11 protein-coding genes, 1 tRNA gene and 1 pseudogene are annotated in these 23,006 nt (G+C 62.8%); 10 read left to right on the top strand and 3 right to left on the bottom strand.

Annotated elements, in window-relative coordinates; all coding sequences use genetic code 11:
• Positions 1-914: 914 nt before the first annotated feature.
• Genes NXI30_12620 through NXI30_12595 form a run of 6 tightly spaced genes read left to right on the top strand, consistent with a single transcriptional unit; the run spans position 915 to position 14,777 of the window.
• Complete coding sequence (locus tag NXI30_12620; GenBank protein ID MCR9095054.1) at positions 915-1,541, top strand: hypothetical protein; 627 nt, start codon at positions 915-917, stop codon at positions 1,539-1,541.
• 25 nt (positions 1,542-1,566) lie between these two features.
• Positions 1,567-7,617 (top strand): thrombospondin type 3 repeat-containing protein, encoded by a 6,051-nt coding sequence (locus tag NXI30_12615; GenBank protein MCR9095053.1) that lies wholly within the window; start codon positions 1,567-1,569, stop codon positions 7,615-7,617.
• A 6-nt stretch (positions 7,618-7,623) separates the two neighbouring features.
• Complete coding sequence (locus NXI30_12610) at positions 7,624-8,517, top strand: hypothetical protein (GenBank protein ID MCR9095052.1); 894 nt, start codon at positions 7,624-7,626, stop codon at positions 8,515-8,517.
• Entirely contained in the window at positions 8,490-9,689 is a 1,200-nt protein-coding gene (locus NXI30_12605; GenBank protein MCR9095051.1) for a hypothetical protein, read from the top strand. The genes NXI30_12610 and NXI30_12605 overlap by 28 nt, the downstream gene beginning before the upstream one ends.
• On the top strand, positions 9,686-10,513 hold the full coding sequence (locus NXI30_12600) for a rhodanese-like domain-containing protein (GenBank protein ID MCR9095050.1): 828 nt from the start codon (positions 9,686-9,688) through the stop codon (positions 10,511-10,513). The genes NXI30_12605 and NXI30_12600 overlap by 4 nt, the downstream gene beginning before the upstream one ends.
• Positions 10,503-14,777, top strand: coding sequence for a DUF6531 domain-containing protein (locus tag NXI30_12595; protein MCR9095049.1), 4,275 nt, complete (start codon positions 10,503-10,505; stop codon positions 14,775-14,777). The genes NXI30_12600 and NXI30_12595 overlap by 11 nt, the downstream gene beginning before the upstream one ends.
• A 572-nt stretch (positions 14,778-15,349) precedes the next feature.
• Here NXI30_12595 and NXI30_12590 read toward each other — a convergent pair.
• The 3 genes and pseudogenes from NXI30_12590 to NXI30_12580 all read right to left on the bottom strand — a co-directional run bounded on the left by NXI30_12590 (position 15,350) and on the right by NXI30_12580 (position 17,961).
• Positions 15,350-16,426: pseudogene (locus NXI30_12590) on the bottom strand (IS66 family transposase).
• Between the two features lie 250 nt (positions 16,427-16,676).
• Complete coding sequence (locus NXI30_12585) at positions 16,677-17,759, bottom strand: site-specific integrase (protein MCR9095048.1); 1,083 nt, start codon at positions 17,757-17,759, stop codon at positions 16,677-16,679.
• Between the two features lie 126 nt (positions 17,760-17,885).
• Positions 17,886-17,961 (bottom strand) — tRNA-Thr (locus tag NXI30_12580).
• Between the two features lie 462 nt (positions 17,962-18,423).
• On the opposite strand from NXI30_12580, the gene NXI30_12575 reads away from it, so the two are divergent.
• The 4 genes from NXI30_12575 to NXI30_12560 all read left to right on the top strand — a co-directional run bounded on the left by NXI30_12575 (position 18,424) and on the right by NXI30_12560 (position 22,965).
• Entirely contained in the window at positions 18,424-18,798 is a 375-nt protein-coding gene (locus NXI30_12575) for a hypothetical protein (GenBank protein MCR9095047.1), read from the top strand.
• 568 nt (positions 18,799-19,366) lie between these two features.
• Positions 19,367-20,368 (top strand): aminotransferase class IV, encoded by a 1,002-nt coding sequence (locus NXI30_12570; protein MCR9095046.1) that lies wholly within the window; start codon positions 19,367-19,369, stop codon positions 20,366-20,368.
• A 61-nt stretch (positions 20,369-20,429) separates the two neighbouring features.
• Positions 20,430-21,458, top strand: coding sequence for a tryptophan--tRNA ligase (gene trpS / locus NXI30_12565; protein MCR9095045.1), 1,029 nt, complete (start codon positions 20,430-20,432; stop codon positions 21,456-21,458).
• Positions 21,459-21,696: 238 nt separating this feature from the next.
• On the top strand, positions 21,697-22,965 hold the full coding sequence (locus tag NXI30_12560) for a sel1 repeat family protein (protein MCR9095044.1): 1,269 nt from the start codon (positions 21,697-21,699) through the stop codon (positions 22,963-22,965).
• The last annotated feature ends 41 nt before the right edge of the window (positions 22,966-23,006 follow it).

The following is a 23,006-nucleotide window of genomic DNA, read 5'->3' as shown; positions in this document are numbered from 1 at the left end:
TTCGCGTCTTCTTGGTGTGACGAAGGCGACTCGCGGCGCGAGAAGATGCCCACATGGGAACTCGACTACGCGCGGAGCTTCTTCGCGAGATAAACCTCTGAAGTGACTTAACCAAGCGTAGGTGTTCGAAGCCTCGTGCTTGACGTGAGTTACTGGCCAACCACGGCCGCTAAGCATGATCCAACCGGTACAGACCCATGGCGCGATTTGCCCGCCACGTGGGGCACGGACTCTGTCGATCGGGTTCGTTCTCGAAGCTGGGTGTTAATCGTGAAGCAAGGACGGTACTCGTGCGGGCAGCTGATGCGGATTCGAGTGAACGACGAGACGTTTCGCCACACCCCGGTCCGTGGGAATCCCCGATCCCCAAGCGATAGCCATACCTAGTTTGCATTCGGCCGTGGCGGCTTCATGACACTTCGATGAAGTGTAATTCGGGCTACAGAACGGTCGCTTCTCCGAGGATTGCGTCCGCACGTGAGCCCGTGCGAGTCGTTTCTGATTGTCAGTTCGTTGGTACGATGTGCGGAAGGCAGACCGAATCGATCGGTTAAGCGTCGTTGATCCGGACGGCATCGGTGTTAGGTTGAGAGGCGTTGAGCGCCGGGAAGATTTCGCATTCAACTAGCGGGGCCGCCAAGCCGGGAACTCGCGTAGAAGTCACGGTTGAGCAACTGTCAAAGATCTCTGAGTAATAGCGGCGATCACTGGTGACGAGCCGAGACTTGAGATTGAGGGCAATCGAATTGAATCCGCGTCTCATTCTCATTGAGACTTTGCTTCGTGCTCTCGGCAGACCTGTCTCCAGTGCCTGTTGCGCAGTCGGCCCGAGTCTGTCGAGCGGTAGTCGAACCAGTGTTCTTGCGGGGGTACTCGCTGCGTTCCTCCTGTCCGCGAACAGCGGAGAGTCTGCCGTGTTCGAGTTCGGCGACAACGACCCGGGAGGCAGGCCGTATACGGAAGACGACCGATTCTCGAATCTGAGGGCCCAGGGCTCTGGTTCAAGTGTGAGTCGTCGAGATCCCGACGGCGATGGCGACGTTGAGTACTACTTGCGAACGACGTCACCCGCTGCCAGTCGAACGTTTTCGTGGTTGCGGATTGGCCGTCGGGATGAAGGCCCCTTCAACGCGAATTCGGTGGATATCGAGCTTCTCGAGACTGGTTCCGTCGGTGAGGTCTACATTCGCTCTGATCGTGGCGGCGATCTATCGATCACGACGATTGGCTCGATCGACTTCAACTCGGTCGTCGACGTCGGAGACACGCGCCTCTGGGACTCTATTTCCTGGGTCCAGTTCGGTTTTGAACATCCCGCTCCCGGTTCAGCCGGTATCGCGTTCGACCGGCTTGACGTGACCTGGGTTCCCGAGCCTTCTCCGGCCGCACTTATGCTCGTTGGGCTAGCCCTTCTCTCAGGGGTGCGCGCGGCGACCTCGGAGCCAAGCGCTCCGTCCGGCCGTTTCCGGACCAACACGACCGGTCTCGAACTCAAGAACTTCCAGCAAGCTCCGGGTGAGAATGGGAGGGGTAATGACTAGCGGTCTTCGGCGGTGCCAGTTGGCAATGGCGGTTTTCGCCGTCGTATCTCTGCTGAGCGTTGCGCGTCTTTTCGTCCCCGGAGACGCGACGGCACAGACGCAGCCGAGAGTGTTTGCCAGCCCTACGGACAACGGAGAGGAGGGCAACGACGGGCCAGTCGCTGTTGATCCGGACGCGTCGTCACCTCTGTTCATCTACGCCGCCTCGGAGACGTACCCAGGGTGGCAGCTACCCAGTCAGGCGAGTGCGATCGGTACGCCGTGCGTTGACGGCGATGGCGCTGAAACTTGCGCGTTCGATCTCATCCTAGTGACCAGCGACGGCGTTGAGTTTATTGATTTCGACGAGACGCTCGGATCTGAGACAGAGTACGACTTCACGTCGCGGCGCCTGCGAGTAAACGGTCTGTCCGCAGTATCAGGCAGTCTTCCACCTGTTCGCGCCGGAGAGGTGACCGTTACGTCGGGGGCAATCTCGGAGGGCGGGACGGTCCGAATCGAGCGAGCCGAGATCGTGGACGCTGCGCTCGAGATTCGAGACGTTGCCCCCGCTGCGATCGCACGAGTCCCAGAGCCGAAGCTCACGGTCGGGATCGCGACTGCGTTTCTCGCGATGGTCCTCTTGGTGGGTCGGTCGCGAGTGGCTCGGAAGTCCGTTCTGTTCGCGTTTCTTTTGGTGATGATTCCGGGGAGCCGAGCGACCGCGGCGGACGACCTCGACTGGGACGACGACGGCATCCGAAACTACCGGGATAACTGTCCCTATGTGGCAAATCCGATGCAGGAGGACTCCAGCGGCGCTGGGATCCGCGAACCGGATGGCATCGGCGATGCTTGCCAATGCGGAGACGTCGACAACGATGGCGACGTCGATGTTCGTGATCTTGCGCTTCTGAGGCGCTTCGTCGGAGGGCAGCTCGCCAGCCTGCCCTCGCCGAGCAAGTGCAGTCTGGTTGGGACCCCAGATGATTGTTTGCAGGACGATCTCGACCTCCTGGCGGATGCGCTTGCGGAAAGGGTGTCGCCGTGGCCAGAGCCCGTTTGTCGCCCGGCGGTTTCAAATTTCTTGGGTTCGGCCGGTCCGCCCAGCGATCTGGACGTATACGTTGGTGACTCGAGGCTCGTGTTGGATTGGGAGCCGGTCCCTTCCTCGCTTGTCACGGGGTATAACGTCTATCGCGCTGATGTTCCGGGCGGGCCCTATTCGCTCATCACTCCGTCACCCACGACATGGACGAGCTTCGACGACGCGGCAGTCGTAAACGGCCAGCCGTACTACTACGTGGTTCGCGCGATCGAAGGAAGCGAGACTGCAGACTCGGTCGAAAGATCTGGCGTACCGGCGCCGAGCACCGGGCCTGTGAGCATAAATACGGACGTCGTCGCGTCGACCACCTGGACTCTTCTCAATAGCCCCTACACCGTTTCAGGAGACCGTTCGGTGCGGGCGGGCGCAGTTCTAGCAATCGAGCCGGGCGTCGAAGTCGTCTTCACAGGTGGCGCCTCTCTCTCGATCTCGACGCCCCACGAGTCCGGCGGAATCAACGCCCTTGGAGTCGAGGCTGCAGAGATCCAGATGCGTGGCGCGTCCTCGGCGCCCGGCGCCTGGGATGGTCTTCTCTTTGACGAGAACGTGCTCTCCGGGGGGCGCTTCGACTACGTGTCGATCTCCGACGCCGGCGCTGGAGGGCTCGCGGCAGTGGAACTCCGCGACCTCGGCGCCGAAGTACCCCTGCGCCATGGCTCGATATCCAACACCCTCGACGACGGTATTCTGGTTGAAGGCGGCGCGCCAGAGATTGATCACTGGTCGATTGTTGTACCGACCTGGTCTGGTGGCTCTCCCCGTTATCACAGCATTCGAACGGTTGGGCTGCCGAATATCACCCTGACCGACCTTGTCGCGTCCGGCGGGATCCGCGTGGAGCACGACGCGGACGGCGCCCTCTATCGCGATCTGACGTTTGAGAACTACGGAAGCCATTCGCCTCTTCGGATCGATGCCTCGCTTGTTGCCGACATCATGAACACTTCGACGATTACCGGCGAGGCGGTGGATAGTCACGTTGAGGTGAGGAGCAGCTACGTCCGTCGAAGCGGCGCCTGGCCCAAATTCAACTACCGAATTGACGTGGAGCTCTACATCACGGGCGACGATGAGCCGGTGTTGACGCTCGCTCCGGGGACCGTGCTTCAGTTCGATCACAACCGCGAGCTCGAAGTCGGCAGTTCGAACCTGCAGAAGCCCGGTGGCCTTGTCGCCAGGGGAACAGCCGCAGAGCCGATCGTATTCGAGGAGTTCTTGGACGACGGCGAACCGGGTTGGCGGGGAATTCGTATTCTCGAGTCCGCGCTACCCGCTACCGAGCTCGACCATGTTGTGATCAAGGATGTGGGAGTTGGTCAGACGCAGGAGTTTGTTACTTCGAGCCTTCGTCTCGTCGATGTCTCGTCATCGATATCACTACGGAACGGGACGATTCAGAGCGGAGCCTACGCAGGCATTGAGGTCGTCGGCGGGCAGCCGCGGCTCGACGGATGGACGATCTCGCCGGGTTCGTCGCAATTCGCGGTTGAAGGCGAAGATGGCGGAGTGGCGTCGATCCTGAATTCGACGCTGGAAAGCGGTGTCTACTATCCGGATGATAATGCCGCCGCGGTCTTTGAGAACGTCATTTTCGACGGGTACTCGTCTGCTCGCCAGATCTCAGTTCATCCGAATCTTGTGGCCCGCTTGATGGAGGGTTCCTTGATCAACGGTGCGAACTCGTCGAGCTACGTAGAAGCGAGTGATTCCCAGGGTGTCGATCCACCGAACCTGTCGAGAAGCGGATTGTGGAAACAGTTCCGCTATCACCTTCCAGACGGCCTTCTGGTCGGAGCGTCGAGCCCTGTCTTGTTCGGGATTGAGGCGGGCTCTGAGATCCGCGTAGGTGGCGGCGAGTTTATCGACATTGGTGGCGCAGGAAGTGAGGCGGCTTCGTTCAAGGGCACGATCACCGCGGTAGGCGCGAGCGGGAACGAGATCGTCTTCGGTCCGATTACGTCAGCCTGGCGCGGGATTCGATACCAAGATGGAGCGATATCTGGCTCCATGCTCCAATGGATCCGAGTCGAAGGAATCGGGGGAGGCAGTGTCGCGCGTGCTGTCCACTACGATTTCTCAGCGGCGACGTCGACGAGCGATCTCTACCTACTGGACAGCGAGATCGTACTGTCGCTCGCCGGCGCAGACGGTGTCAGGGTGGACCACGCGTCTCCCACGATTGAGCGAAACACGATCACGCTTACCGGCGACGCTGACGACGGCATCGTGTGCGACGAGCCGGAAGCGCGCCCGCTGATTCGCGCCAATACCATAGTTGGTCCCGGAGCGTCGGGCGGGAGCGCAAGCCCGAGAGGGATCACCTTCGACTGCAACCCCCTGATCGTCGGCAACGAGATCTCGAATTTCCAGTATGCGATTGCGGTTCGAGGAAACGGCGAACCGGCGCTACTTCGTGGGAACAACCTCTCGGGGAACTTCGACGCGGCCCTCTTTACCGAATCCCCGGTCCTCATCGACTCGCGAGCCAACTGGTGGGGAGCTGCGGGTGGTCCCGCTCCAGGCGACATCGAAGTAGACCCTGGTCCGCCTCAGGCTCCGGGTACCCTCTCGAATCCGTGGCTGGCTAGCCCGGTGAATATCGGGAGCACGGAGCCCTTCGTCGACTCAGCGGCATTTGGACCGCTCGAGTTTCCGTCTGTCGGGCTGAGTTCGGAGACGGTTTTCTCCGCCGAGTTCAGCGAGTCCGTAGACTGGACGATCGACGTTCGGAACACGGGCGGGCAAGTGGTCCGGACCTTCTCTGAGACTGCTTCATCAGTCTCGCAGCCGTGGTCGGGCGGTGATGGTGGCTCGCCGGAAAACGCACTCGCCGACGGTGTGTACGAAGTAACTCTGAGTGCAGATCGCGCTGGAGCCGCAGTAGCTGCGGCGCCGGATGTTGTCGGAACTGTCGAGATCAACTCCGCGCTGCCTGTGGCCCGCCTCACGGCGCCAGCTGAACTCGGCGTTGCGGCCGCGGGTCCGATCGCGATCGTGGGCGAAGCCGCAGGGGCTGGCGCGACCGCCTATCGCATCAAACAGGCTTACGGCTACAGCCCCGCGGAGTCCGCGTTTTCGACGATTTGCGAATCGCCCGCGGGTGGCCAACCCGGCGATCCGCCCGCATGCGATATCGCTTCGGTCCCGGCAAACGGCCAGCTCGTTTCGTGGGACGCGTCGGCTGAGATCAATGGGATCTACACGGTGAGACTCGAAGTGGACTCGCCAGGTGGAACCGCCGTTACCGACAGGACGGTGCGCGTTCTGCACGCGTCGGCTCCGGCCGCGTCCTTGGCGGTTTTCTCTCCTAACAACGACGGCGCGTTCGACAAGGTGTCGATCGAAGCAGGTTTGAGTCTGGACGATGCAAGCTGGACTCTCGACGTCTTGTCGGGTGGCTCCGTGGTCAATCAGTTCACCGGGAGTGGACGTTCTGCGGTTGGAGAATGGTCCGGACAGGTGTCCTCGGGGACCATTTCCGACGGAATCTATGACTTTCGACTCACGGCGAGTCTTGATGGCGCGCAGTACGTAGCCTCAGGTGGTTCGGTCGTCGTTGATCTGACGCCGCCGGTGGCGGCCATCGAGACGCCGAACAGTCTCACGCCGATCGTGAACTACGGCCCCGTGGAAGTGCGCGGAACCATCGACGACGATCATCCAGGAGACTATCGGCTGCTCTGGGGAGCGGGCCTTGATCCAGTGGACTTCGACGAGTTCGCGAACGATACGGGGAATGTGCAGAGCGGGCTTCTTGGATTTCTGCCAAGCGACAACGGGACGGAAGCCAGATACTCCGAAGAGGACACGATCCGGATCGTACTCCAGGTCTCGGATGCGGTCGGCAACACCAGCGAGACTGGAGTCGACGTGACGGTCGATCGTCTTGAAGTGGTTTCGTTGGAGTTCGATCGAGAAGTGATCGATCCGCTTGCTGGCGAGCAGGTGCAGATCACCTACGAGTTGTCCGCCGATGCGGACGTCACCGTCGAGCTAAAACCGTCCGGTCTCGGCGCGACGACAAAGCTGCTTGTCGACAACGAGTCAAGGACTGGAGGCACTCCCCACTCGGTAGTTTGGGACGGGACCACCGACGAAGTGCCGGTCTCCGTGGCGCCGAATGGTGCGTACTTTGTCGAGATCTCCGCAACAGACGCCAGCGGTCGAAGTGTCGTGCTCAACGATGGCAACGATCGCGCGATTGGCGATCCGCCGTTGTGGCAATTCCCGGCCCAATTCAACGGATTCGAGAATGGTGGGAGCTCGCTGAGCGGTATGCCGGAACCGATCTCGACGTTCATGAACGAGTGGCTCGAGATCGACTACACGATGAATTATCCCGGCAGGCACACGGTCAAGGTCTGCCTCTTTGAACCGGGTGATGACCCCCAGAACCCCGATCCTCCTCAGGTGCAGGTGAGTAGCGACTGTGCGACGGCGTCGCCGACGCCCGATCGTGTCGTGACCCTCCTTGGAAACGAGGTCGTCCCGAGCGGCCCTGTCTCCTTGGTGTGGAACGCGCGCGACGAGAATCGTCAATTCTCGGAGTCGGGTCTCGCATACACCGTATACCTCGAAGTCCCGGAGCCTCTCGAAAGGGACAGCGTAATCGTGAGGACTCCCCCGGCGGAGATCCGTCGGCTCGCCCTCAATCCCTACCTTTTTCGGCCCGTCTTTGGCCAGTCGACGCGGATCTTCTTCGAGCTGTTGCGGCCGGCGACCGTCGACGTCGATGTCTATAGCCCCAACAATCAGCTCATTCGGACGCTCGAGTCGAATACATCCTTTGCGGCCGGGTCGCATTTTCTCGAGTGGGACGGGTTGGACGAGAGCGGGGCCGTGACAACACTGATCGGCAAGTACCGCGTTCGGGTCGAGATCGAGGATCAGGTGACGGGCGAATTCGTTGCCGAGGACCTCGTATTTCGCGTAGACACACGTATCCCGGCTGAACCGCTTGGCGGCTCCGCCGCTTGCAACTGCCCCTGACCCGTGATGCGCGGAACGTCGAGCGTTGCCCTGGTTATCGGCATCCTCGCATTCGGTTGCGCGGGTGGCCATGCAAATCGTCCGGCGGAGAGTGGTCGTGAGGCGATCATCTACAGCCGGCTTGATATGCAGTATTGGCAGGTCTGGGTATTCGACGTCCGAGACCGCACCCATCGGAGGCTAACGACGTCCGGCTTCGACAAGAGGCGTCCGGCGTCTGATGGGCGACGGGTGTTCTTCCGCGACGGGAACGACCGGCTGTTTGTTCTCGACCTCCAAAGCGGAGGCGAAGCGCCGTTTCGGCCCGACCTCTGGCCCGCACTGACGCCGAGGCCGTCGCCGACGGGACGTCGACTTGCGCTCGCTCGGATTCGGACGGATGTCGATGATCGAAGTGCGATCGTCATTCTCGACTCGGACGACGCGTCGCCTCGCCTGGTTACGCCCTCTTCTGGCTTTATTCGTCACTACTCGTGGGCTCCGAGCGGTCGGGAGCTCGTGTACTCCAGCGCGAGCGCGGGCAGTCGCGCCGAGCTTTTTCGAGTTTCCTTGGGAAGCGACCCGAAGCCCGAAGCAATCATGGAAGAGCACTCTCGGGCTCTGGAGCCGGCAGCGGCACCTAGTGGGACCGGTCTGCTCTTCTCGTCGTCGGCCGCAGGGAACTTCGATATCTGGCGCAGAACGAGGTTCGGATTCGTTCGTCGCCTTACGGATTCGACGGACGCGGAGATGTCGCCGTCCTGGTCTCCTACTGGCGAGCAGATCGCGTATGTCCGGGTGCAAGACGGTCAGCCCCATGTGTGGAAGATGTCCAGGGCCGGCGAGCACCAGCAGCCTTTCTGGGGGGGTGACATCGTCGCGTTGGATCCCGAATGGACGATTCTCGAGGTTCAGCCGTGACAAGGAAAAACGCGCGCGGCGAGCGAGGCGAAGAGCGGATGTTGGTGGCCATCGTCGCCCTACTGCTCGCGACCATTGTCGCAGGGTGTGCGTCTCGCGCCGTGAAGGAGTTACCCGAAGCTTCGGAAGCACTCTCCAGATTCGACGCTTCCTGGAATCAGGTTGGTGGTCAGCGGATCGGACGCGTCTCGGGGCGCCCATTTCTCTTTGTGCCGGGTGATGGCGCCACGTATGAGCTTTCGTTCACCCTGCGTGCAAAGGGCAAGCCCGTCATCGTCATCTATGACGAGAGCGGGACCGCGATAAGGCTGATGGAGCTCGATGTAAGGGAGAAGGGGCGCCAGCTCGCCGAGTGGGATGGCGCCGACCAAGGCGGCGCGATGGTCGGTCCCGGCGTCTACTTCTACGCGATCGGTGTGCTGGCTCAGAATGGACAGCTCGTTGCGGCCTATGGGGCCGATCCAGTCGATGGGGGCGAAGAGGTTCTGCCGATGCGGTTTACCTTCGACGATGCGTCCGGTCGCGTCTCCTATGCGCTGCCGGAGCCGGCACGTGTGCGCTTGCGCGCCATGCTGCAGGGACTGCCGCTGCTGCGGACGATTCACGATTGGCAGCCGCAGGCCGCAGGTGAGTATGAGGTGGTCTGGGACGGAACCGACAGCTCGGGTGTGTTGGACATGTCCGGCGACTCGCGCGTTCGCTTCTCCATGCATGCATATGCCTTGGGCCGCAACGCGATTGTCGTTCCTGCGGCACACGACGAGCGTTCGCCGCGGCAGGGCGAGACATCGGCTTTTCGAAGCGGATTTAGGCATGCGCTGCACGCGCCGCGCGACTGTCACGACCCTAGATTCGCGGTGGAGCTTGTTGACCCGGATGGCCTCTCGTCTGGCGGCGTCGCGAAGATTTCGGGGCCGGCGACAGTGCGGGTCACGCTCGATCCTGAGGATCTTCCCAACCTGGTATCGGGAGGATTCGAGGTGATGTTTTTTCTTGACTCGGTTTTCCTCTTCGAAGAGGAGGAGGGGTCAAGCCCATTCAATTTCACCCTGGCGGTGGATGACTTGTCGCCTGGTCTGCACTTCTTGACCGTCAACGTTCTCACTTACGACGATCACGGGGGCGCCGTCACGGTGCCCTTCATTCTCGAGTCGTCGGGGAGTTCTTCATGATCCGAATCGGCCAATCCAAGCATCGTGCGGCGATCGCAGCGATCTCCTCCGCATTGCTTCTCCTCTCCGCGGTGGCGCACGCCTCCGATGTGGGCGGCGTGAGTCGAACTCCGCTGCTCTCGCCCCAAGCGATCGTCGAGCGGATTCAGGCGGGGGAGAAGATCCAGTTCGTTGATGTGCGAGAGCCTCAAGAGTACGCCGAAGGACATATTCCTGGTGCGGTGAACATTCCGGAGCGCGAGTTCGCGGCGAGAGTCGATGAGATCGATCGGTCAGCGCTCGTAATCCCGTACTGCAACATGGACTTTCGAGGTTTCATGGCCGTGAAAGCGCTTCGAGGCCTCGGGATATCCGATGTCGCACTAATGCAGGAGCGCGGAATCAACGGATGGCGCGCGTCGGGCCTTCCGGTTGCTGGCCCTGAGACCGGGCTGACCGACATTGACGCCTCGGCACAGATCGGGGAGGCGGATGCCGAGGTGCTGCTCGGGGAGAACTTCCGGCAGCGAGCTGAGCCGACCGGAGTGACCCACCGGATTACGATGACGGCGAGTGAGTGGTACTTCGAGCCGAACGATCTGAGTGTGGAGCCGGGGGATCGTTTGGAGATCGAGCTGACCTCGACGAAGGGCAATCACTACTTCGTCCAGCCGGACTATGAAGTCGGAGTTGAGCTTCCGGAAGGGGAGACGAGAACGGTCTCTTTCATTGCGGACATATCAGGCGACTTCAGGTTCGGCAGCTGCGAATGGGATGGGACAGACCTGCAGGTGATGAAGGGGCGGTTGCGGGTTCGGTCGGAGGTGAACCGCGATGACTCGTAGCCCGAGGGAATCCACGCTCGATCGCCTGAAGCTCGTAGGATCGTTTCTTGCCATGCTCGTGGTTTTCGGTTGCTTCTTGGTGCCGCCTGCCTTTTCAGACAACTACAACTTTACAGGTGGAGAGACGGCTGAGGAAGAGGAAGACGAAGAGGGTGAGATCGATCCGGACAACCAGAACGACTGCCCAGGAAAGACGGATCCGGTTGACGTCGTCACAGGTGAGTTCATTCTGACGCCGGAAGACCAGCATGTACCCGGACTTTTTATTCCGGGCGCGCGACCAGAGATCTCGATCGATCTTCGGCACAGCTACCGATCGGGTTCGCCGTACGACTCTCCGCTGGGCTACGGGTGGGATTTTGCGGCCAATGTTCGCTTGCGGCAGGCTCGAGAGCCGGTTTCGCCGACAACAGAGGGGAAGCTGATCGTTTCCTTCGGAAACTGCACGACGCGTGAGTATTTCCGCTTCGCGAACGAGTGGTACTCGCCCACTCGCGGAGACGAGCGCATCGTTCAGAACGGTGACGGCAGCTACACGATGACGAAGCCAGATGGTCGAACCTACGACTTCGATTCGCATGGATTGCTTACTCGGAAAGCAGACCGTCACGGCAACGAGGTCCTGTATGAGTGGGACGGGGCGCCGGGTGTGCCTGCGAAGTTCCCGCTCTACGGCCGTCCGAAGTTTTCAATCACGGATCGAATGCTGTCCGCAATCGAGGAGACAGCCCCGCCAGGGGCCAACCTGGAGGATTTCAAGACGCTCATTGGTCGCGACTATCGGTTGATTCGCGTGAAGTTCCCGGACCAGGCTGCAGCGAACGATCGTGCCGTAGATCTTCGATACGATCCCGTCACTGGACGACTGGACGAGATTGAGGACTGGACGGGCCGTATCTGGTCGTACGGACACGACTCGTTGGGCAATTTGACGACGGTGTCCAGCCCCCCGGTCCGGACGTTCGAGACGTTACCTGGCGGGGCGACGCAGGTCGTTGTCGAGCCCGCCGTCGCAAGCTTCGCGTATACCGATCCGCATGATCTCCACAACGTGACCGAAGTTACAAGCCCTGCTTTGCAGGGCTCTAGCACTCTTTTCTTGTCGCAGGTCTACGACGAAGAGGGGCGTGTCACGTCTCAGACCTATGGTGACGGGGCAGGAGTTTCGCTCGACTACACGTCGATTCCGAATACCACCGTGCTCACAGACGGAAACGCTACGGACTGGGAGTTCGAATACGATCCAAGCAACTTCAGAGTTCTGTTCGAGCGAGTTGTTACGCGTGGAGTTCGCACGGGTGAACAGGTTGGTACGAAGTACGAGACAGCGTATCTCTACGATTCGCTAGGTCGTCTAACTGATGTTACGTACCCCGAGAGTAACTCGACGCACTGGGAGTGGCCTCTCGTCTCTGGGCCCGTGGAAGAGCGTGGCAACCTGGTCTACGTCGAGGAGCGGCCCAAACCTGGGAGTACAGACCCGCCTTTGCGCACTTCATTCCAGTACACGACGCCCTACCAGCAAATAGAGACGATCATCACGCCCGAGACCCAGACAACGACGTTCGTATATGACCCGACGACCTACAATTTGACATCGATCCAGTATCCGCTCATTAGCGGCAACAACGACGCCGCGACCATCGTCATCAATTCTCGAGGCCAGCTCGAGTCCTTCGAGGACTCGAACGGGAACACGACGCGGTACGAGTACACGCCGGATCCGGGAAACCCTTCCTTGCCGCCGGATACTCGATATCTGGCGCGAGTGATTCGCGCGTACGGGTCGGCCACCGACGAGGCGACAACGTCTTACGATCCTGACGAGCTCGGGCGTCCGACCGCAATCACCACAGACAACGGGCACCGCACGCAGCTCCTATACGACGAGCTTGACCGCTTGGCGACCATTACGAGACCCGCGCCCTTCGCCTCTCAGACTGAAGAGCGGTACTACGATGCGAACGGGAACTTGAGACAACGCGCAATGCTCGACTCCGCCGTGATTCTCGAGTCATTGACATGGGAGTACGACGAAAGGGACCGAGTTGAGTTCGAACGCAACGGGCTGGCCAACAATGAGATTCAGTACTTCTACGACGGCAACGGCAATCGAACCGGGGTGGAGGATGCTTCTGATTATCGCTGGACGTTCCTATTCGACGAGCGCGACCTTCTGTACACCTCTACTCCTCCGGCGGGAACCACTCTCGGGCCGACGACTTTCGGCTATCACGCGAACGGCACGCTTGACGATGTCGTAGACGGCCGCGGAAACAGGACCGGATACGGGTACGATCCCTTCGATCGGTTGAGCTCGGTCCTGCATGACGGAGATCCCAACTCGTCTACGGACGACAAAGAAGAGTCCTTCGAGTGGGACATGAATGGCGACCTCGATCTAGTCACGACCCGGAGTGGCGTCGAAGTCGATTACGTATTCGACAATCGGCGACGGAACACCTTCCGTACGATCGCTGGAGGCGAGACTCACAGTTTCACTTACGATGGTGCAGGTCGCATGCAGACCGCAGGGGATTCGGGCATCTCGATCGTATTCGGCTACAACGAACGGGATGAGCGGACCAGCGAGACGGTGACCTTCCTCGGCTCGGGCGCACCGACGGGCTCGCGTACCGTCGAGCAGGTCATCGACGGTGCTGGCAATCGCTCCGAGCTCATATTCAGCAATCTCGAGGACTTCTTCCTTGCACATGATGCGATGGAGAGGCTCTCGCAGGTCCGAGCGGAGTCCGCGAGCGCGGCGCTCATGACGCAAGTGTTCGATGGACGTGGGCGCCGCGATTATCGCGACTTCAGCTCTGGAGTACGCCACGACTGGGTTTTTGACGCCGCGGGTCGCGTAGACTTGATCGCGGTCTACGCGCAGCACGGGCTGCCTGGCGAGACGATCCTGCTCTATCGGGACTATGAGTTGGACGCGCGTGGAGTCGTCGAGAGCATCGCGTTCGACGCGAGCCCGTCACCGGCCTCGGATATTCTGACGTACGGCCACGATGGGGCTCGGCAGCTCACAGCGGCCTCCTTCCCTTCTGCGCATGCCGCGACCGGATCGCCGGAGAGCTTCCAGTACGATGCTGCGGGGAATCGGGGCGGCGCATTCGTAGCCAACTCTCTAGATCAGTACACGACCGTTCCGGGTTCTGCTGCGACTGTCAGCTATGACGACAATGGAAACCTCGACGACAACGGCGTTCTCGACTTCGAGTGGGACGCAGAGAGTTCCCTAACCGAGATCAGATCTACGCAGGCCGGTCCGTCAATCGCGACGTATCGACATGACCCGTTCGGGCGCCGATACCAGAAGAGCGTTGCCGGCGGAGACACCACTTGGTTCCTTTGGCTCGGGGAGCAGATGATCGAAGAGCTTGACGGCACTGGCGCTTCGGTCAAGCGCTACGTCTATGATTCTGCAGCGCTGGCACCTCTGTTTGTCGAGGATGGCGTTGCGGCCAATGCGGAACTCTATGCCGTTCATCCGGATCATCTTGGAACTCCGGCCATTCTTGTCGATTCGCAGGAAGAACCTGTCTGGTCCAGTGACTATCGCTCGTTCGGTAGTGCCATTGTCGATGAGAACCCTGACGGGGACTCAGTTAATGTCTCGATGAACCTCCGATTCCCAGGTCAGTACTTCGACTCCGAGAGCGGACTTCACTACAACCGTCATCGATACTACGACCCCAGTTCAGCTCGGTACGTTAGTGCGGATCCGATTGGTCAACGTGGAGGTCTGCACCTTTATCAGTATGCAAGGAACAGTCCTAGTCAGGCGCTTGACCCGATGGGGCTCTTTACATTTAGCGTGGGGCAGTTTACGGCGGGCGGCGCAGGCGCGGGCGGACAGGCGCAGCTTGCGCTCGTTGCTGACGACGACGGAAACGTCGGAATAGCACTTACCTACGGCGTAGGGGCAGAAATCGGTGCCGGCGCATCCACTGGCATTGTGGGCGGTCTTTCAAGCGCGGACACGATTTTCGATCTAGAAGGCGATTCGACCGTAACGGGAGCGTCTGCAGGCGAGGGAGCGGTAGCTGGAGTCGACGTCGTCGATTTCAACTCCCGCAGTGGCTCCGACGAGTTCGGTGTCGAGGTTCAATTCGGGTTGGGGGCCGGCACCCCTGTCGAAGCACATGTCATTCCATCGACTACGATCGTCGAGCCCCTCTTTAACTGGAAGCGCGCGATAGAGGATCTCTTTGGTGACAATGACGACGATTCGTTGGCGGGGCAGTGTCCGTGAGCGATCTGGCTACGAGTTTTCGGGCTGGTTTGGAGCTGATTCGCACTGCTCGCCGACGATTCTGGTGGTCGGCGGCGCTTTGGTTGCCTTTGACAGGGTTGGTGCTTGCGATATCAGGTTCGGATCTGGCGACTATGGTTCTTGGTGTGGGTGGAGCCCTATGGGTTCTCGTCTGTGGAATTAGGATCGTGCTTAGCGAGTGCCCACGATGTGGAGAGCGCTACCACACAGCTAGTAGCGTTCCCGGCATCGGCGCCTCGAATCCGTGGACCCGCAACTGCATGACTTGCGGTCTTCCGCTGTACGCTTCGACTGGAAACGGCCATTTCGGGGGCGATTAGGCCGATCGGATGGAGACTAGGGCCCAGGCGTCGTCGTCCTGCAGCCGATCGTACGCACGTGACCGATGCGGGCGCTCGTGACCCTGCTACCGGCGTTTATCTGCTGACCGAGGCTGATGCTGCCTCCGCCTGAGGTCACGTCGCCGAGTAATTGCTGCCGCGAGCTCCGTCGCCTGAGGCTGATCAACTAGGCGGTAGAGGAGCTCGTCGCGGTGGCAAGAGAGTCGTGGCCTAGACGAATCTCGATGCTGATGGGTCTGAGCTACTCAACAGCCACCTACTAGTTTTTGCGCATCGATGGAGAAACGACGATTTCGGGTGCTCTGCCCTCCCGTCCCCCAGAAAGTAGACTAGGTGAGCTGGGCCGTTTCGAAGGCCTATCCCCTTTGTCAACGATCGGAGTGACGTGCTGCGTTTTCCTGCACCACTTTGGGCTTCCAGAATGGAGGTAGTAGGGTAAGCGCTCGACGAACTACGTCCTGCGGCCGGGTGCCGGATGAGCGCCGGATCGATGCTTTGGGGCAGCAGCGCCTCGACCTGATCGGGCAAGGTCGCCCTGGGCAGGGCATCGAACACGTGCCGCAGATACGCCCAAGGCTCGATCCCGTTCGCTTTGGCCGTCTCGACCAGCCCGTAAAGGTTGGCGCTGGCTCGAGATCCCGCCGTCGCGTCGGCGAACAGCCAGTTCTTCCGTCCGACCACGAACGGTCGGATTGCGTTCTCAACGCGTTTCGTGTCGAGCGGGATCCGGCCATCCGCGAACACGCGAACGAGCTTCGGCCACTGACGGTCGAGGTAGGCCATCGCCTTCCCGGTCAGGCTTTGCGGCGGGACTCGGTCGATCGAGTCGTCCAGCCAGGCGCGAAGCGCCTCGACCAACGGCACAGACTCGGCCTGCCGCACGCGGTGACGTTCCTCAGCAGACGCGTCGTTGAGCTTCCTCTCGATCCGATACAGCGCCTGGATCTGGCCCATCGCCTTTCGCGCCACGCTCTCCTTCGCCGTCTTCTTCGAACTCTTCCTGCTCTTCGACCTCTGTCCGCGAAGCGCCTCGTCGAACTTCCGTCGCGCGTGCGCCCAACAGCCCACGTGCACGACTTTGGGTTCGCGTCCGATCGCGGCATAGCCTTCGTAGCGGTCCGTCTGCAGGAACCCTTCGAACCCGCGAAGCAGCCGCTTCGGCACTTCACCGCTCCGCGAAGGGTCGTACTCACAGTAGATGAGCGGGTGCTCCTGAGGACCGCCGCGAAGCGCCGAGAGATAGGACTGGTTCTGGGCCGTCTTCCCGGGCTCCTTCAAGACCTGGAAGGGCGTCTCATCGCACTAAACGAAGTCGTAGGCGCGGATCTCATGCTTGTGATCCGATCAACCAGCGGTTCGACCAGGTCGCCCATCTTGACCATCCAGTGCGCGAGCGTCGCTCGCGAGAGGTCGAGTCCACAGGCTGACTCCAAGGCCATCTCGCCGTGCATTCCCGGAGGAGCAGTTCAATGCCAGCGATCCGGTCGGTGGGTTCGGGATGTTTCTCGGATCTATTCCCCGTGATATTCAGTCGCTGTTAAAGAAGGTCTCTGCTGGCGCGCGTCGCCTTGTCGAGAGACTCGGTAGTTGGAGCTAGATAGAACTGTTCGAGGGTCGAGTTGCTGGCCCATCCGCCAAGGCGACGAACAGTGTCGATCGGCGTGCCCGCAGCAAGGAGGTGGGACGCCCAGGATCGACGGAGGTCGTGGAGCGGTTTACAGCCCGGTGCCCAGACTTTCGCTTCCTGGGCGTGCCGTCTTGCGGCGTGACTGAGGCCCGATTCGCTCCACTGTCCGTGGTGCCGAGGAACGGCCAGTACCCAGTCCTCTGACGAACTTCGAGCCGCGCGGTGCGCTTGGAGTCGCTCAGCGAGTCGCGGCGACATAGGCACCTCGCGCTCGGCATGTGTCTTGGGCCGCCAGGTCCCCTTCGCTCGAATGATGATGGAGCTTCGTGGTGCATCGACGTCGGCCCAGGTGAGCCAGCGCATCTCCGCTGCGCGAAGTCCCGCTCCGGCCGCGAGTGCGAAGACGACCGAGAACTCGCCGGTATCGGTGACTAGCTGCTTGATCTGCGGCTTCGAGAGGACTCTAGGCACCGCCCGGACCGTTCGAAGCATCCGAATCCGCGGTGCTCGCTCAATGAGTCCATCGTCTCGCGCCTGAACCAAGGCAGCCCGCAGGCAGGCGAGCTCGCGATTCGGAGTATGCGGCCCCACGCCGTCGCGCAGCCGGGCGGCGGCATACCGATCGATCTCAGTCCTAGAGAGACTGGACGCAAGCGCTTGCGCGAAGAACTGGTCGAGCCGCTGGATCGCGGCTTCGGTCGTCCTGATCGTACGGGGTCGGCAATGGAGCCGAGTGCTGGCGAGGTATCGCTCGAGGACCAGAGAAACCGTCGGTTCAGTGTGGTCGGCGGCCTGCTCTCCGTGGTCGATCGGTGACGCGCCGTGGTCCTGGGCGTTGATCCGCGTGAGCAATTGGTCGAGCAACTCATTCGCAGCGTCGCGCGTTGGCGCGCTCCGCCGAACACGACGGCCATCCACCACAACGTCGACCTGCCACCGGTTGCCGCGCCGACGAACCGTGCCTCGCTTGTGACGCGGTGTGACCTCAGCCATGTGCAGATTCCTTCCCTAGGTGCCCGGAGTCCGGGCCTAAGGCCGCTCGCGTCACAGTTCGTCACACATAGACGAGCCGTGCCGGGCGGGAGGAATCTCCATCTACCTGACTTTGAAGAGGAAAAATGGAGCCGACGATCCGACTCGAACGGACGACCTGCTCATTACGAGTGAGCTGCTCTACCAGCTGAGCTACGTCGGCCCCGGGTACGGTCCCGTTCTCTCGTTGCCTCGCCGGCCGTCGCCCGCGAACGATTCTGATTCCTCGCTGGGAGGGAGGGAATCGCGAGATCTCGTTTCCGTGTGTCCTCTAGGGCTTTGCCCGCGTCCCGGACGCGCGTTGGCTTTTTGCGACGGTCTTCGTCGGTTCGGCCGGTGGATCCGGTGGGGCTTTGATGACCTCGGGGGCCATCGGGGCGCAGAATGTAGCGCGAGGCTTCCGGCCCGCCATCCGGGTGGGGCGATTCGGCTCACGAACCGGCGAGTCGTGTGCGACTCACAGGCAGGTGCGACAGTCCGTTTGACCCCGACACCTCGCGCGGATTAGAGTGGTCGGCAGGGGAGGGGACGAGCTTGAGGGGCGGCTGACAGGCGGAGACCACGCCGCGGCCCAGAACCCCAAGGCGTTCGAAGAGCCGGGAAAACCGGAAACGCGGAGAGACCGATGCTGCCTGTGCTTCCTCTGATGGACATGCTGATCCTGGCTGGATGGTCGTCGCTCGCCATCGGCTTCGTCCTGAAGGCGATCGCGGCGCTGACCCGCTGGCAGCCGACCATCCTCACGCTCTCGCCGATCGACTTCCTCTTCATCGCGGTCGCTTCCTTCCTCTTCGCGATCGCGCTCGCCGCCCGGACCTGGGTCGCGGAGCAGCAGCCGGCCGTCTCTGCCCAACGGCGGAAGCAGCAGACCCTCGATGCCTACGCGGCGCTCCACAGCCAGGACGCCGGTGCCGAAGTGGGCGTGGCGGGAGACGGCTACGCGGCGCCGCCGACGGCGCAGGAAGCACCCGTCGCCGACCCCGCCCGGCGTACGGGCTGAGGCGCGTCCCGGCCGGGACCTCGCCGGTCCGGCCCGGTCCAGCCGGCCCCGAAACGCGAAAACCCGGTCTCGGCTTCCTCGAGAGGAACCGGACCGGGTCTCGTGTGTTCCAGCACCGTATCCAGTGCTCGGGCGCATTCACATCCAGATGTGACGTGCCTCGGGGACCTCGCGCTAGCGGTAGGTCTCCGCGCGGAACAGATCGCTCGCGGACACTGCCAGCTCTCGGTAGAGATGGGCAGCGACGACGACGACGTTGCTGGCCTTTCGAATGGCTCGGCTCATCGTGTGGTCCTCCGTGAGTTCGGGCTCTTACTAAAAGAGATGAGGAGAAAAGAAGCGCCTCAATCGCGACCCGGCCCCGTTTCGGCGCGGGGAGATCGCGAGCTTCGTAAAGGGATGTAGACGCGAGTGGGGCTCGCGTGGCACTGAAAATTCCCCCCACGGCGCGTTCGCCCGGGCCGGGCGTCGCGGGGACCCGCCCAGGGAGGCGGGCGAGGGCTTCCCATCTGATACCTTCACGGCCGCGCCGACGCCCCGCGCGTGCCCCATGTGAGGAGAAAACCCTTTGAGTTCAACGGGTTCCGTCTATTCGGGTTCTGACAGTACGAACAGCGCGCCCGACCGCCTCATCTGGCTGGACGGGGAGCTGCGGCCCTGGGGCGATGCGACGATCCACGTCCTCTCCCACGCGGTTCAGCGTGGCTCCCTGGTCTTCGACTACATGTCCGTTCATGACCTGGCCGCCGGGAACGCCGCGGGTCATCCCGCGGGGCTCGCAATCTTCCGCCTGGCGGCGCACGTGGAGCGCTTCTTCCAATCCTGCGCGCTGATGGGGCTCCCGGTCGAGCAGGACGCCGAGGCGATCTCCGCCGCGATCCGCGAGACCGTCGTCGCGAACCCCGGCGCCAAGGCAGTCAAGATCAGCGCCTACTTCGCGTCGGTCGAGATCGACGTGATCCCCGTGGACAGCCACGTGACCGTCGCCGTCGCGGCCTACGACCCGGCCGCCGACATCCAGGCGCGCCTGCCGGTCGAGCCCGCGCCGAAGCCCCGGACGATCAAGCTCTGGATCGAGAAGGAGCGGGCGAATCGCCGCGAGGACATCGTCCCGCCCCAGGCCAAGGTGAGCGCCAACTACGCGTCGCCGATGACCGCGAAGGCCCGCGCGCGGGCCGACGGCTACGACGAGATCGTGCTCGTCGACGAAGACGGCCATCTCGCCGAGGCCCCGACCTCGAACCTCTTCTTCGTCCACGAAGGTTCGCTCGTGACGCCGCCGGCGAAGAAGGTCCTCCACGGCGTGACCCGGAGCTCCGTCCTCGAGCTCGCGAAGGCCGAAGGGATCGACGTCCACGAGCGGGCGCTCGGGCCCGCGGCGCTGCTCGACGCGAGCGAAGCCTTCTTGACCGGCACGACCGCCGGCGTCTGGCCGATCGAGTCCGTCGACGGCAAGGCCCTGGGCGCCTGTCCGGGACCGATTTCCCAGGCCCTGCGCGATCGCTTCAAGCGGGCGTCCGCGGGCGAGGATCCCGAGTTCGCCCACTGGCTGACCCCCGCCGCAGGCTGAGGGACGATTCGCTACACCCGGAGCCCGACTCCGACGCATCCCGAGAAACGAATCCATCACGATGTCCAAGAAGAAGAAAGAAGAAGCAGCCGGGCCCCCGAAGCGGCAGCAGATCGTCCTCTCCGGCACGAAGCCGACCGGCGAGAATCTCCATCTCGGCAACTACTTCGGCGCGCTTCGCCAGTTCGTCTCCCTCCAGGACGAGCACGACACGGCGCTCTACTTCATCGCCGACTACCACTCGATGACGAGCGTGCGGAAGGGTGAGGAACGGCGAAAGAACAGCCTGGCCGTCGCCCTCGACTATCTCGGCGCCGGCCTCGATCCCGACCGCGCGATCCTCTTCCGCCAGAGCGATCTGCCGGAGGTGACCGAGCTGACCTGGATGCTCTCCTCGGTCACGGGCATGGGCCTCCTCGAACGGGCCCACGCCTACAAGGCGGCCCAGGACAAGGGCGAGGAGATCGACCACGGGACCTTCACCTATCCCGTGCTGATGGCGGCAGACATCCTGCTCTACGGCTCCCACCTCGTCCCCGTCGGCAAGGACCAGAAGCAGCACATCGAGATGGCCCGCGACATGGCCACCCGCTTCAACAACTACTACGACACCGACGTCCTCGTCCTGCCCGAGCCCTACATCCTCGAGGACACCGCGACGGTCCCCGGGACCGACGGCCGCAAGATGTCGAAGAGCTACGGCAACACGATCTCGATGTTCGGCTCGAAGAAGCAGATCAAGAAGGCCGTGATGGGGATCGTCACCGACTCGACGCCGGTCGAGGATCCGAAGGACACGAACCAGAACGTGTTCGAGATCTGGAGCCTCTTCGCCAGCGAGCCCGAGCAGGAAGAGATGTTCGCCCGCGCAGCGGCCGGCGGGCTCGGCTACGGCGACGTCAAGAAGGACCTGCTCGAGCGCCTGATGGACTACTTCGAGCCGATGCGCGCCCGGCGCGATCAGTACGCGGAGAAGCCCGACGAGGTCGAGGCGATCCTCCGTGCGGGCGTGGAGCGCGCCCGCGCGCTCGCGATGCCGATCCTCGAAGAGTGCCGCCGCGCGGCCGGGCTGGGCGTTCCGCCTCGGTAGCGACCGGCCGCCCATAGCACGCCGCCTTCGAACGCTTCTCCCTTCACCGGTCCTCGACGGACGGGAGTCCGCCTGCGGTCGGCTTCGGTCCGAGGCGTCCGAAATCGGCGCACTCTGGACGCCCTCCCGTCGTTGGGGATCGCCCTCGGCGTGGGTGCAATCCGATCTCAACCCGCAACTCCGAAGCACCGATGGGGCAAGAGGAGGCGGCCATCCACGGCTGCGCGGGGAGAGCGGTATGCGGATCGGTTGGATCGGACTCGGACGGGGGCTCGTGCTCGCGGCGCTGCTGGCGCTCGTGGGGTGCAACCAGATTTCGGCCGAGCGGGACGGCGACGCCGCTGGCGCGGATCCCGCGCCGTCGCTCCTCGAGCGCGCCGAGGGCGGGGACGTCGCGGCCCAGCTCGCGGCCGGACGCTTCTACAAGGACAATGCGCCGGCTGCGGAGGGCGCCGAGCGCGCGCGCCGCGAGTCCGAGGCGCTCCGCTGGCTCACGCTGGCCGCCGAGGCGGAGAACGCCGAGGCCGCGAGCGATCTCGGGATCGTCCTCGCGACCGCCGAGGGCCAGAACCGGAACGTCGCCGCGGCGCGTCGCTGGCTCGGTCGCGCAGGCCAGGCCGGACAGGCGCCCGCCTACTTCATGCTGGGCGAGCTCTCGAAGACCGGGGAAGGCGCCCCGCCGAATCCCGTCATGGCCGTCGAATTCTGGAAGCAGGCCGCGGACCTGGGCCACGTCGGCGCCGTGCATCGGCTCGGCGAGGCCCACGAGCAGGGCCTCGGCGCCGACGCCGACATCGACGCGGCGATCGCCCGCTACCGGGAAGCGGCGTCGACGGGCTACGTCAACTCGCAGTACCGGCTCGCCGTGATCTTCGACGAGGGCGTGCTGATCGGGCGCGATGCCCTCGAGGCCGTCAAGTACTACCGGATGGCCGCGGAGCAGGGACACGCGCCTTCGCAGGCGCAGCTCGGTTATCTCTACGCGCGGGGCGACGGCGTCGTCCAGCGCTACGACGAGGCGGTGCGCTGGAGCCGGATGGCGGCGGAGCAGGGCGACGCCGACGGCTGCAACAATCTCGCCGTCCTGCATCTGAAGGGACTCGGCGTCGAGCAGAGCTTCGACGAGGCGCTTCGCTGGTACCGGCTCGCGGCCCAGCACAATCATCCGGGCGCGCAGAACATGCTCGGCACGATCTACCTGACCGGTCAGGGCGTCGACATCGACCCGAGCGAAGCCGAGCACTGGTGGCGCATGGCCGCCGACCAGGGCTACGCCTCGGCGCAGTACAACCTGGGCGGCATGTTCTCCCGCAAGCTCTCCGACACGCTCACCCGCGACGAAGCCCTCGACTGGCTCGGTCGCGCCGCGGAGCAGGGCCACCGCAGCGCCGGCAAGGAGCTCGCGGAGCTCCAGGCGGCGATCGCCGCGGAGACGGCCGTGGCGGGCGACGGCGCGACCGAGGATGACGGGCCGGTCCCGGCGGCGCCGGACACGGTCACGCTCTAGGCGTTCCGATCTCGTCGCTGCCCGAACGCGGTGACCAGGCC

This window comes from bacterium, assembly GCA_024742285.1.
Lineage (GTDB): Bacteria > Myxococcota_A > UBA9160 > UBA9160 > UBA4427 > UBA4427.
Note: the sequence above shows the minus strand (reverse complement) of the source record. Positions and strands in the feature narration are given on the sequence as shown.